We start from the raw sequence: 12,567 nt of genomic DNA on the forward strand, positions 1-12,567 counted from the left end.
AATGGATATTCGTAAAATGAGATATTTCATAACAGTGGCAGAAGAATTAAACTTTAGTCGTGCAGCAGAGCGTCTTATGATGGCACAACCGCCTTTAAGCCAAGAAATTCGAAAATTGGAAGAAGCATTAGGAGTTCAACTTTTTTACCGGACAAAAAGAATGGTTGAACTTACCGATGCGGGGAAAATCTTTTTAGAAGGTGCTCGGCAAACGTTACTTCAAGTAGATAGAACCATTAAAGAAACACAGCTCGCGGATGAAGGGAAGATTGGGCATTTAATCATTGGTTTTGTCGATTCTACAGAAACAGTTATAGACATATTAAAAACATTTCGAGAACGATTTCCTAAAATTCAGCTCATATTACGTGAGATGACAACAGACCAGCAAATAAAAGCGCTCTATGAAAAACAAATTCATATAGGATTTATACGTTCCGAGCAAAATAATGAAATATTATCTTCTGAAGTTTGTTCTGAGGAGTGTTTGAAATTGGTTTTGCATGAAGAGCACCCTTTCGTTACGTTACGTAAAATTTCAATCAAATCATTAGTGGATGAACCATTTATTTTATTTCCACGTCATTTTGGTACAAACTTTTATGATTTAATTATTAGTTACTTTTGGGAACATGGAGTAAGTTTAAATATTGTTCAAGAAGCGATTCAAATGCAAACGATTGTGAATTTAGTTGCAGCAGGAATAGGGATTTCTGTCGTTCCATCATCAGTGGAAAGTTATAAAAAATCGGGAGTTATATATAAAGAAATTCAAGAAAATACACCAAAAATAAATTTATATGCTGGATGGAGACTAGATGAAAAGTCTGTTGTGTTAGAGAACTTTTTAACAGTTGTTAGAGAGGTTTATACGACTTCACAATGTGAATGTAAAAGATAAAAGCCCATCTTTATAGAATGGGCAGTGTGGATTTGGAAAGGAAAGCTTCTTTATAGGGAGAATTCACTGATGTTTTAACCTGTTTTGCTCGTATCGTACTCAATGAAACCTTTTAGTACATCATCAATTTGATTCATAATTTCAGGTTGTAATTTAACATTAGAAGCAATTACGTTTTCTCTTATTTGCTCCGGATTTGATGCGCCAATAATTGCAGAGGAAACAGCTGGATTTTGTAGTACCCAAGCAACTGCGAGTTGAGATAAGGTAAGATTAGTTTCTTGCGCGATGGGATTAAGTTTCTGAATTGCAGTGAGTACATCCTCACTCATCCAACGTTGCACGAGTTTTTGGAAAAATGGTTTACCAGCATCAGAGTTAGCACGTGATTGATTCGGCAAGGGTTTACCAGGTTGATATTTTCCTGTGAGAATACCTTGTGCAAGGGGAGACCAAACAACTTGACCAAGTCCCTCACGTTGACATGTTGGTATTACATCAGTTTCAATAACTCGCCACAACATCGAATATTGAGGTTGGCTAGCGATAAGTGGAATGTTCAATTCTCGTGCAAGTGCTGCACCGCGGGTAATTTGTTCTGATGTCCACTCACTTACGCCTAAGTAAAGGACTTTACCTTGTCTTACAAGGTCAGCAAAAGCTAACATCGTTTCTTCAAGGGGAGTTGTTGTATCAAATCTATGTGCATAATAGACATCAATGTAGTCTGTCTGCAACCGTTTTAATGAGGCATTACAATTTTCTATAATATGTTTTCGCGATAATCCACGATCATTTTTTCCAGGTCCGGTCGGATGACATACTTTTGTACATAGTTCTATACTTTCTCGGCGTATACCTTTTAAAGATCGGCCAAGTACTTCCTCGGCTATCGTGTCCGAATAAACATCAGCAGTATCAAACGTTGTAATTCCGACATCTAGTGCGGTTTTCACACAATCATTTGCAGTATTTTCATTTACTTTTCCACCATGGTTTATCCAGTTTCCGTATGCAATCTTACTTACTGTTAATCCACTGTTTCCGAGTTTGCTAAATTCCATTGTAGAATTCCTCCTTAAAAATGATAACTTTATTATAAGAACAGAAATGTAGTATGTATAATATATAATTAAACATAAATTTATATAAAAATTATATAAGAGGGAGTGCTTGGAAGTTTATTACTAGGGAAATATAAAGCAAGAAGTACAACAAATGTTGTTTGTGCTTGATCGATCTGAAGTGTAGAAATGATAAATAGACCTAAAAGAGAGCAATCTTTTTAATAGCACATATAATTACATTTACTCATACAGTACCACTATGGTACAATATGGTTACTAACGATGGAAAGGAATGATGGGTGGACGATGATTAACTAATCTTATTTTTAAATGTTGAAATTAAATAAATTTCAATTTACAAAAAATAGGATTAGTCTACCCAATTCCATTCAACGGTTTTGCTATTTGATTTGCGTAATAGCTTATTTGGGTATAAATAATGTAACGACTAATCCTGCCAAAATTAATTTGGGAGGATTTTTTTGTTCTCCCTTAATGAAAGGGATCGGTAATATGAAAGAGCTTTTAAAATTAAATGATGTTTATGTTGAAATAAAGGAAAATACTTTGTTAGAGAAAATGAATGTTACAGTAAAACAAGGGGATGTTATCGGATTAATTGGTAAAAATGGTGCCGGTAAATCAACGTTACTTCAATTAATAAATGGGAAGATTGAGCCATCAAAAGGAATTGTTGAATGGCAGCAAATGAATATGACAACGGCATATGTTGAACAAGAAATAGAATCTTTTATTAGTAATGATGTGATTGCAAAAGAAGCAGAACTTCTTGCGAAATGGGGCGTGCCAACGAACGATTTTCTTACTTTAAGTGGTGGTGAAAAGCTGAAAATTCGACTAGCAAAAGGCTTTGCTAGAAATCCTAATGTTTTAATATTAGACGAACCGACAAATCACTTAGATGAGATGAGTACGGAATTTCTCATTAAACAAATAAAAAATATGAAAGGTACAGTTATAGTTGTATCGCATGATCGATATTTTTTAGATGTTGTCGCAACAAAAATATGGTCAATTGAAGATAAAAAATTAATTGAACATAGCGGTAATTATACGAGTTATATGAAAGCACGTGAGCAAAGAAGATTGACGCAGCAACGTGAATATGAAAAGCAGCAAAAAAAGATAGAACAAGTAGAAACACATATAAAAGAATTAACTTCCTGGTCACATAAGGCACATGCACAATCTACAAAACAAGAAGGTGTTAAAGAATTTTATCGTGTAAAAGCGAAGCGAATGGATGCGCAAGTGAAGTCAAAACGAAAACGTCTCGAAAAAGAGCTGGAGAAAACGAAGGTAGAACGTGTGAGAGAGGAGTACTCAGTTGAGTTCTCTATCCAAGCGAATAAAAAAGTAGGAAAACGCTTTTTAGAAGTAAAGCAATTAAAAAAAGACTTTCATGGAAAAACATTATTTGAAAACGTTAATTTTACAATTCAGCACGGTGAGAAGGTTGCGATTGTTGGACCAAACGGTAGTGGGAAAACAACATTACTGAAGATGATTATGGGAACGGAAACTGTGCAAGGAGAAATATGGATTTCACCATCTGCAAACATCGGTTATTTAACACAAGAAGTATTTGATTTACCACTTGATAAAACGCCAGAAGATTTATTTTTTAAAGATTCATTTGAAGAAAGAGGGAAAGTTCAAAATTTAATGAAACATTTAGGGTTCCAAGCTTCTCAATGGAAAGAGCCGATTGAACATATGAGCATGGGAGAACGAGTGAAATGTAAGTTAATGGCTTATATTTTAGATGAAAAAGATGTACTTATTTTAGATGAACCGACAAATCACCTTGATCTTCCTTCACGTGAACAGCTTGAAAATACATTAGCGGAGTATAATGGAACACTAGTTATAGTTTCTCACGATCGATATTTTCTAGAGAAAACAACTAATACGAAACTTGTGTTTTCAAATCATATGATACAAAAGCAGCTAGAGAAACCTATTAAAACAAGAGATGATATTGAAGAGCTACGTTTAACGTTAGAAACAGAGAGACAAGAAGTATTAGGTAAATTAAGCTTTTTAACTTCTAACGACAAAGGATATAAAGAACTTGACGAACGCTTTATAGAACTTACGAAGCAGTTAAAGGAACTTTAATGTAATTATGGTATGGGTACCTCTAGCTAGGAGGTATCTATATTTACTTTCAATTTCAAACGTAATTAAGGGGGATTAACATGGGAGAAGAGAGTTCGACTAAGTTATTTAGACTAGATTGTGGTGATATTTACTTACAAGAGTTTTCCACCAAAGATGCGGAGAGTATTTATAAAATATCGAATCAGCCTGAAATAGAAAAGTTTTTACCAGACTGGAAATCAACGAAAGAACAGAGGGTTCATTGGATTATAAATGATGAAATACCAGCAAATCAAGCATTTGTTGATGCAGTGGAAAATACATCCAACATTGATGGTCATTTATTAAAGCTAGGAATATTTATTAAAGATACAAATGAATTTGTTGGATGGTGCTGTACAGGCATGAAAGAAGAACTTCCATCACCGAATAGAGAAATTATGTATGCCATTTCAAGCGAGTATCAAAATAATGGATACGCTACAAAAGCGTCTAAAGAGTTGATTGATTATTTGTTTAAAAATACAAATGTAAATATTCTTAATGCAGTGGCTTTAATTAACAACGTACCGTCAAATAAAGTTATTGAAAAATGTGGGTTTACTTATAAGAGTCAACAGACGATAGAAAACCAACTATATAATCATTATCTATTGAGTAAATCAGAATGGATAAAAAATATAGCTCTTTAAAAGGAGTTATTATGGAATGCAATCAGTAAAAAATCTTAGAGTTAAAACTCTAAGATTTTTTACATTCAAGTGTACCAGTTATCATATCAAAGAGACAATTTGGATGGGGTCTTGATGGATTTGCTTTTTACCAAAAACAGGGACCCAAGCTGTACATGCGAGACCTCTTTTATAAAAATCATATACGAAAAGGAATTTGGAAGATTTTGTCGAATTTGTGTATCTATGAAAACACCACTCTTTTACTCAAATCATCCTGCAAATGAATCACTTTAAGTTTAAGTAGAAGAATGCATGGCAAAAGTGAAGGCGAGCGAAGATTTACATATAAAACTAACGGTTGAGTGTTAGTGGGTTAAATGTTTTAAAATATGAAATAGTTTAAATGAGGGAGGGGAACGCATATCATAATTTGGTTTCGACACTTGCCACAGATAAGTATGGATTTTTCAGAATGGACTCCTTTTATACAGAATAATTGGTATCGAAAACATTATATGAAGTTTGTATATCTACTTCAGTTAATTATTTTTCTGATACCTTATTTCTTTGAAACAGGTTTCAATCATATTAATATATTTTATCTTATCATAATAGGTATTTTTGTCTTTATCATTCACGAATGTCTACACATTTTGGTCATAAGTAAAAAAGGTGATATTAGTTTAACACGTAGTGGAACATTTTTTTGGCTAAATACAAATGCAATCTTATCCAAAACGAGATTTTGGGTCTTTATGAGCTTGCCCATTATTGTATTATCGGTAGTCCCTACCGTGATGTCGTTCTATGTATCAGGAAATACGAAATCAATCATATTATTTATATGTTGGATAAACACATTCATTTCCACCTCAGATATCTACAATTCATTTTTAATTGCAATTAAACCGAAGAACTCAGTTTTTTACAGAGGTTATTATCAAGTGAAATAGTATTAAATAGGTTACTCAAATAAGTTTCAACTAAAGACATTAGTTCAAAATATGGTATATGAAAGTAAAAAGACCGATAAAAAAATCGGTCTTTTCTCATTCATATAATAACGATTAGAAATAAATAGCATTGTATTTCATGCCGCTATGCAAATATTATAAGATAGATATACATCGGTTATAGCTTGGAAATAGGTTTGTTATTAGTTTTTTTAGAAATCTTACAAGCGTGTAAGATAAATGAAAGATGAATCAATATGAGATGTTAGACAATTCCTTTACACTTTATAGTGAGCAGTACAAATGAAGGGAGAATACAAATGGAAATTTTACATGCAAAAAGTATTAGTAAAGTATATAAAGGGAAAATACCTTTTAAAGCATTAGTAGATATTGATTTATCAATTCAAGAAGGTGAATTTGTAGGAATTATGGGCCCGTCAGGTAGTGGGAAAACAACGTTATTAAATATGGTATCTACTATTGATTCTCCATCATCGGGAGAAATTTTTATTAATGGCACAAATCCTTTCCAATTATCATCAGAAGATTTAGCGTTATTCCGCAGGAAACAATTAGGATTTGTATTTCAATCATTTAATCTTCTTAGCACACTTACTGTAAAAGAAAACATCGTATTGCCGATGACTTTAGATGGTGTTTCTGTGCAAGAAATGAACACACGAGTGGAAGAAATTGCAGAGAAATTAAACATTACAGATATATTGAGTAAAAGAACTTTTGAAATTTCAGGGGGACAAGCTCAAAGAACAGCAATCGCTCGTGCTATCGTTCATAAGCCGCAATTATTACTTGCAGATGAACCGACAGGGAACTTAGACTCTAAATCTTCAAATGATGTAATGGAGATGTTAGATACTCTTAATAAGGAAGAAAAGGCAACGATGATGTTAGTTACACACGATCCGTATGCAGCGAGTTTTTGCAGCAGAGTCATATTTATAAAAGATGGTCAACTATATAACGAAATTTATTGTGGTGAAAGCAGGCAAGCATTTTATCAAAAGATTATGGATGTCCTTTCTTTGTTAGGGGGGAAGAGGCATGACTTTTCGTCAGTTCGCATTTAATAATATTTTTCGTAATAAGCGTACATACGCTGCCCATTTTTTAAGTTGTGCATTTTCTATTATGATTTTCTTTACGTATGCCCTGTTATTATTTCATCCTGATTTACAAGGGGAATTAAAATCGACGAGTACAACAATAAGTGCATTTGGAACATTAGGATTTACAATTTCGCAAGGCTTGATTTTTGTATTTTCATTTTTCTTTATTCTATATTCAGTAAGTTCATTTTTAAAAACACGTAAGAAAGAATTTGGCATTTTAATGATGCAAGGTATGTCAATGAGGCAACTTAAGAAATTATTGTTGATTGAAAATATGTTAATTGGAATTGGATCAATTTGTATAGGAATTATCATTGGTCTCATATTTTCTAAATTAGTTTTATTGATAAGTGCAAGTGTATTAATGATCAATAATGGTTTGCCTTTCTATATACCGATACAAGCGGTACTATTAACAGTCATCACGTTTCTTTTCTTATTTTTAATTGTTTCGCTTGTTACTTTTAAAATGGTAAAAGTAACAGAACTTGTAGAACTCATTCAAGCAGAAGAAAAACCAAAACCTGAACCGAAATCTTCAATTTTATTATCGCTACTTTCTTTAATTAGTATAGGGTGTGGATATATTTCAGTATTTCGATTTATCTCAAGTCACAGTTTTATTATGCTTGGAATTGGTGTACTCCTTGTAATTATAGGAACGTACTTTTTATATACACAGTGTAGCGTTTATATATTGTATCTTGCGAAAAGGAGTGAATCTTTCTTTTTAAAAAGAACAAATATATTAACATTCTCAGAATTAATTTACCGTATGAAAGATAATGCAACCATGTTTTTTATAGTATCTATTATTTCAGCAGTTGCATTTACAGCAATTGGTACGACAGCTGCTCTCGGTAATAGGGATCTGGTAAGAATGACAAATCCGTATACATTTCTGTATGTAAGTTTTGAAACAGACAAAGAGGTAAATAAAAATCTCTCTACTATAAAAAAACATCTTGCTGATGCTAATATTCCTTATCGAATGGCTTCGTCTTCAAATAAATATACAGAAAGTAACGTATATGTAATAAAGTTAAGTGAATATAACGAACTTGCGAGAGCACTCGGGTATCAACAAGAAACGATTGAAAAAGAAGATGAAATTTTACTAATCCCTGGAATGGTATCCCAAAAACAAGAATTTAAAAATGGTGACTATAAAAAGAATATTGAAGTCATTCAAGGAGATTGGACAAAGACATTTCGTGTGAAAAAAGCTGTAGAAAATTTAGTTTTACCGCATGATACTAGAAGTATTTATATTGCTGTTCAAGATCATGTGTATGATGGAATCCCTGTTTCTCCTGACCAAGATGATATAGGTGATCAAAATCGTACTTACGGATTTGTTGTAGATGATTGGATGAAAACGAAAGAGATTTCAAACCAATTAAATAGTATATTTGAAAAAGATGTTAGCAAAGATAATTTCTACTTTCAAGCTTTAACATTAGATTTGTTAAGTGCAAAGCAAACGAATGGATTATTACTTATGGCAAGTGTTTTAGTCGGAATCGTCTTCTTCACATTCGCTGCTAGTTTTATCTATTTTCGATTATATACTGATTTGGATCGCGATCAACAGCAATATAAAATGATTTCGAAAATGGGATTAAGTAAACGAGAATTAAAAAAAGTTGTAACGAGACAGTTATTATTAATGTTCTTCTTACCGATTGTCGTTGCAGTGATTCATACTGTAGTCGCTTATACGGCATTACAACAATTAGTCGATTTTTCTATTTTAAATAGCTCTATCGTTATTTTAATTTCATTTATATGTATACAAGTTTTATATTTCTTTATAACTCGTTGGCGTTACCTACAAAAGCTGTATAAAACTATGGAACAATAGAGGATATCAACTATTAAGATTACAGAAAATCATGTAAAAAACAAATTGAATTATGAAAGGAACCGTGATGAAAAGAACACTAACTATCTTCATGTTAACTATAATAATTTTAATAAGCTTAAGCGCATGTTCTAAAAATGAAGACTTATTCCCAGCTAACGGTGTACTAATCATTGGAGATGAGAATAATACTTCACCAATTATTAATCGTTATAAGGAAAATACGAAAGAAAATGAAGTTTATTCAGTGAAAACAGGTGAATTTGGAAAAGGGAAGGTACTAATATTAAATGAATCTACTGCGCAAGCGATGATTAAAGAAAAGATTTTTTGTAAACGGGATAATGTATCCAGTTCTATGCCTATAGACACATTACCGAATTTTCCAAAAGAAGGCTCACTATTATTTACGCATGAAGACGAAAAGACTATACAAAGTATTGAAATAGAAGGAAGAGAGATTCCTGTTAAATATGATAGTAATGCTTGGATTGGTAACACTCGTAATTATGGGTTTCAATGGTATGTGATTGTAGCGAAAAATAGTGTATATAAAGAAATAAAAGCAAATGAAACGAAAATGCAACTTCTTCATCTGAAAAAATCTTTAGGTGACGAAAAACCTAAAATGTCGACAGATAATACATTGATTAATGAAAATGTAAAAGTAAGAAAGCTAATTAAAGGTTTAGAAGGAGAAGTATCTTTTCAGTTTGTAACGATTGGAGAAAAATCTTAAAAAAAGAGTTCGAGGTTGATAATATTTTTATCAACCTTGAACTCTTTTTCGTTTATAGATAACTCATGTAACATAGTTTACATTACTTCATTTAATTGGGTCTCGCTTGTTTCTTCAATCACATTTGAACTTTGAACCGAACTATTTTGAGCTTCTTTTTCTTTACGGGATTTTTGTAGCATTTCAAGTATGATCCATAAAGGAACACCTTTATCTTTCAACACGCCCCATAAATCTAATTCGTTAAATTTATGCTCAGGTTGTTTCATTTCTTTTCCAGATGAACGAATATCAAATTTGATTGGATCATTTGATTTCTTATCTTCAAGTTTAGTAGAAGAGATAGTATTATGCTCAAGATTAGATGGAGTTATTTTAGTAGGTTGAGATAATGTATGAATGTTTGATCCGATTTGCATGCTTTTTTCCTCCTTTTCAAGCAATGAAATTAGTTTTCTTATGAATATTAAATCCATTTAACATGAGGAAACTACATTCAATTATAAATTCTAATAATAAGATTTACAAGTTGTATTGTAAAAAGTAAATGTTTACTTGAATTAATATTTATCAACATTTGTGTATGTTTTCTATATATACAATGTATATAAAATACTTTACATTATGTTTAAGTTAAAAACGAATTGTGTAAATCTTTTTCACGGAAAAATGTAAACGTTTTATTAGGGGGAGAAAGTATGGGGAAGCTATTTTTAAAAATATGTTTTTTTGCATTAGTGACTGTTTGTTCATTTGTAGCGAAAACAACTTACGCTGAAGAGAGGCAACAAAATAATTATCCTATCATTTTAGTGAATGGATTTGCTGGATGGGGTAGGGAAGAAATGCTAGGGGTAAAATATTGGGGTGGTGTTCATGATATACAGGAAGATTTAAAAAGAAATGGTTATACAGTTCATACGGCTGCTGTTGGCCCTGTTTCTAGTAATTGGGACCGTGCATGTGAATTATATGCGCAAATTAAAGGTGGAACAGTAGATTATGGTGCGGCGCACGCTGAGAAACATGGACATAATCGTTTTGGTAGAACTTATAGTGGATTTGCACCGAATTGGAGTGAAACAAATAAAGTACATTTAGTTGGGCATAGTATGGGTGGACAAACGACGCGAACATTGGTACAGCTATTAAAAGAAGGAAGTTTTGATGAAAAAAATTATATGAAAAATCATCCAAACACAAAGGTATCACCACTATTTGAAGGTGGTAAATCGTATGTTCATAGTGTTACAACATTAGCAACTCCTCACAACGGGACAACACTTGCGGATGGTAGTCTATTGCTTCCGTTTGTTAAAGATCTACTCATTACAACTGCAAGTTTAGGAGGAAACAATAATTTATCATTATATGATTTTAAATTGGATCAATGGGGAATAAAGAAGAATGCTGGAGAGTCCTTTTTCCAATATACTGATCGTATTCTAAATAGTTCACTTTGGAAAAATACAAAAGATATAAGTCAATGGGATTTAAGTACTGATGGTGCAAAGGAGTTAAATAATTGGGTACAGACGCAATCGGATGTGTATTACTTATCCTATAGTGGACATGCATCGCAAGCAGCACCAATAACAGGTTTACATTTACCTCATATAACGATGAACAAAGTGTTAATGGGTAATGCATTTTTCTTAGGTTCCTATGCAAGATATGAAGAAAATCGCCCATTAATTGATACATCTTGGTGGCAAAATGACGGTGTAGTAAATACAAATTCTATGATTGCGCCTTCGTCTAATATTGCCGTAAATAATAATGAGTCTTTACAGGTTGGAAAATGGAATCATATTGAAACGAAAGCAAATTGGGATCATCTCGATATGGTAGGATTAAGCGTTTCAGATACGTTAGGTTTTTCTAATATTCAAGAGTTTTATAGAACAATTGCAGAAAAATTATCACGGTTACCGAAATAGATAATAATAAAGCGCTCTCGATGGAATTCGAGGGCGCTTTATATTATATTGAAAGAGGGATTTGGTAGAAAAATATGGGGGGATATTATGAAAATTCAAGTTGTTTTATCAGGATATGGGACAGTTGGTAAAGAATTTATTAAATTGTTAAACGAAAAATATTTATATATAAATGAAACATATGGAATTGAGTTAGTTGTTAGTGGAGTGATAGGAAGAAATATTGCAATACATAACGGGAAAGGTTTGCAGATTAATGATTTATTGACGTATGGTGATGGTTCTGCGGCAATTGAAAAATATATCGCCCATTATCCAGAGGAACGCGGAACGATTAATATAAATGGTACTGTATTGGTTGAATCAACTGCTACAAATCTTAAAAATGGAAATCCAGGGAAACAGTATATGAAACAAGCTATTGAAAATCAAATGGATATAGTAGCTATTTCAAAAGGTGCACTTGTTACAGCTTGGAGTGAACTAAATGAGGCAGCGCGTATTTCAGGCTCACGCATACGGTATAGTGGCGCAACTGCGGCTGCGTTACCAACATTAGACATTGGACAACTAAGTTTAGCTGGCTGTCATATTGAAAAAATAGAAGGAATATTGAACGGGACAACAAATTATATTCTTACAAAGATGTATGAAGAAGATAAGACGTTTGAAGAAGCATTGCAAGAAGCACAAAATAAAGGAATTGCGGAGACTAACCCGTTATTAGATATAAGCGGGATGGATAGCGCTTGTAAATTATTACTTTTGACGAATAGTTTAATGGGAATAGATTATTCACTCGAAGATATACAAATAAACGGAATAGAGCACGTTACAACGCAACAAATTCAAAATGCAAAGGAACAAAATAAATTTATTAAATTAATTGCATCAGCATATAAAGATGATAATGGAAAAGTAAACCTTAGTGTACAACCTTGTAATTTAGAGAAAGAACATCCATTGGCAAATATAAATAGTACCGAAAAAGGAATTACATTCTTTACGGATTCAATGGGACAAGTGACAACGCTTGGAGGGGCCTCAAACCCACGTGGGGCAGCAGCAGCCGCTTTGAAAGATGTAATCAATCTATATCGAAAGGATTTATAGGCTCTATAACCGTACCGCTATTCATAAAAAATACATATGTAGTGGACCTTTTGAGAAAG

At 32.6% G+C, this 12,567-nt stretch carries 11 protein-coding genes; 9 read left to right on the forward strand and 2 right to left on the reverse strand.

Annotation, left to right across the window (positions count from 1 at the left end; genetic code table 11):
• The first annotated feature begins 1 nt into the window (after position 1).
• A complete protein-coding gene (locus tag QCI75_RS13555; protein WP_353760659.1) occupies positions 2–901 on the forward strand; it encodes a LysR substrate-binding domain-containing protein in 900 nt (299 codons plus the stop codon).
• A gap of 74 nt (positions 902–975) precedes the next feature.
• On the opposite strand, the gene QCI75_RS13560 is transcribed toward QCI75_RS13555, so the two are convergent.
• Complete coding sequence (locus tag QCI75_RS13560) at positions 976–1,965, reverse strand: aldo/keto reductase family protein (protein WP_353760660.1); 990 nt, start codon at positions 1,963–1,965, stop codon at positions 976–978.
• A gap of 516 nt (positions 1,966–2,481) precedes the next feature.
• On the opposite strand from QCI75_RS13560, the gene abc-f reads away from it, so the two are divergent.
• The 6 genes from abc-f to QCI75_RS13590 all read left to right on the forward strand — a co-directional run bounded on the left by abc-f (position 2,482) and on the right by QCI75_RS13590 (position 9,455).
• Entirely contained in the window at positions 2,482–4,110 is a 1,629-nt protein-coding gene (abc-f, locus tag QCI75_RS13565; RefSeq protein WP_353760661.1) for a ribosomal protection-like ABC-F family protein, read from the forward strand.
• Between the two features lie 80 nt (positions 4,111–4,190).
• Complete coding sequence (locus QCI75_RS13570) at positions 4,191–4,784, forward strand: GNAT family N-acetyltransferase (RefSeq protein ID WP_144508421.1); 594 nt, start codon at positions 4,191–4,193, stop codon at positions 4,782–4,784.
• Positions 4,785–5,224: 440 nt separating this feature from the next.
• A complete protein-coding gene (locus QCI75_RS13575) occupies positions 5,225–5,719 on the forward strand; it encodes a DUF3267 domain-containing protein (protein WP_144508426.1) in 495 nt (164 codons plus the stop codon).
• Between the two features lie 320 nt (positions 5,720–6,039).
• Complete coding sequence (locus tag QCI75_RS13580) at positions 6,040–6,810, forward strand: ABC transporter ATP-binding protein (protein ID WP_002110222.1); 771 nt, start codon at positions 6,040–6,042, stop codon at positions 6,808–6,810.
• A complete protein-coding gene (locus QCI75_RS13585) occupies positions 6,785–8,716 on the forward strand; it encodes an ABC transporter permease (protein WP_353760663.1) in 1,932 nt (643 codons plus the stop codon). The genes QCI75_RS13580 and QCI75_RS13585 overlap by 26 nt, the downstream gene beginning before the upstream one ends.
• 52 nt (positions 8,717–8,768) lie before the next feature.
• Positions 8,769–9,455 (forward strand): lipoprotein BA_5634 family protein, encoded by a 687-nt coding sequence (locus QCI75_RS13590; protein ID WP_144508419.1) that lies wholly within the window; start codon positions 8,769–8,771, stop codon positions 9,453–9,455.
• Positions 9,456–9,532: 77 nt separating this feature from the next.
• Here the strand turns inward: QCI75_RS13590 and QCI75_RS13595 are convergent, their stop codons facing one another.
• Positions 9,533–9,874 carry a DUF3914 domain-containing protein gene (locus tag QCI75_RS13595; RefSeq protein ID WP_144508418.1) on the reverse strand — a complete coding sequence of 114 codons (342 nt, stop codon included), beginning with the start codon at positions 9,872–9,874 and terminating at the stop codon, positions 9,533–9,535.
• 279 nt (positions 9,875–10,153) lie between these two features.
• Here QCI75_RS13595 and QCI75_RS13600 point away from each other — a divergent pair, with 279 nt between their 5' ends.
• On the forward strand, positions 10,154–11,395 hold the full coding sequence (locus tag QCI75_RS13600) for an esterase/lipase family protein (protein WP_353760664.1): 1,242 nt from the start codon (positions 10,154–10,156) through the stop codon (positions 11,393–11,395).
• A gap of 87 nt (positions 11,396–11,482) precedes the next feature.
• A complete protein-coding gene (locus QCI75_RS13605) occupies positions 11,483–12,508 on the forward strand; it encodes a homoserine dehydrogenase (protein ID WP_353760665.1) in 1,026 nt (341 codons plus the stop codon).
• Positions 12,509–12,567 lie beyond the last annotated feature (59 nt).

Source organism: Bacillus cereus group sp. RP43 (assembly GCF_040459645.1).
Lineage (GTDB): Bacteria > Bacillota > Bacilli > Bacillales > Bacillaceae_G > Bacillus_A > Bacillus_A mycoides_C.

Bases quoted from the DNA above. Each gene is read 5' to 3' on its own strand.
- QCI75_RS13580 (WP_002110222.1), top strand. From the start codon at position 6,040: ATGGAAATTTTACATGCAAAAAGTATTAGTAAAGTATATAAAGGGAAA.
- QCI75_RS13570 (WP_144508421.1), top strand. From the start codon at position 4,191: ATGGGAGAAGAGAGTTCGACTAAGTTATTTAGACTAGATTGTGGTGAT.
- abc-f (WP_353760661.1), top strand. From the start codon at position 2,482: ATGAAAGAGCTTTTAAAATTAAATGATGTTTATGTTGAAATAAAGGAA.
- QCI75_RS13560 (WP_353760660.1), bottom strand. From the start codon at position 1,965: ATGGAATTTAGCAAACTCGGAAACAGTGGATTAACAGTAAGTAAGATT.
- QCI75_RS13575 (WP_144508426.1), top strand. From the start codon at position 5,225: ATGGATTTTTCAGAATGGACTCCTTTTATACAGAATAATTGGTATCGA.
- QCI75_RS13595 (WP_144508418.1), bottom strand. From the start codon at position 9,874: ATGCAAATCGGATCAAACATTCATACATTATCTCAACCTACTAAAATA.
- QCI75_RS13555 (WP_353760659.1), top strand. From the start codon at position 2: ATGGATATTCGTAAAATGAGATATTTCATAACAGTGGCAGAAGAATTA.
- QCI75_RS13605 (WP_353760665.1), top strand. From the start codon at position 11,483: ATGAAAATTCAAGTTGTTTTATCAGGATATGGGACAGTTGGTAAAGAA.
- QCI75_RS13585 (WP_353760663.1), top strand. From the start codon at position 6,785: ATGACTTTTCGTCAGTTCGCATTTAATAATATTTTTCGTAATAAGCGT.
- QCI75_RS13590 (WP_144508419.1), top strand. From the start codon at position 8,769: ATGAAAGGAACCGTGATGAAAAGAACACTAACTATCTTCATGTTAACT.
- QCI75_RS13600 (WP_353760664.1), top strand. From the start codon at position 10,154: ATGGGGAAGCTATTTTTAAAAATATGTTTTTTTGCATTAGTGACTGTT.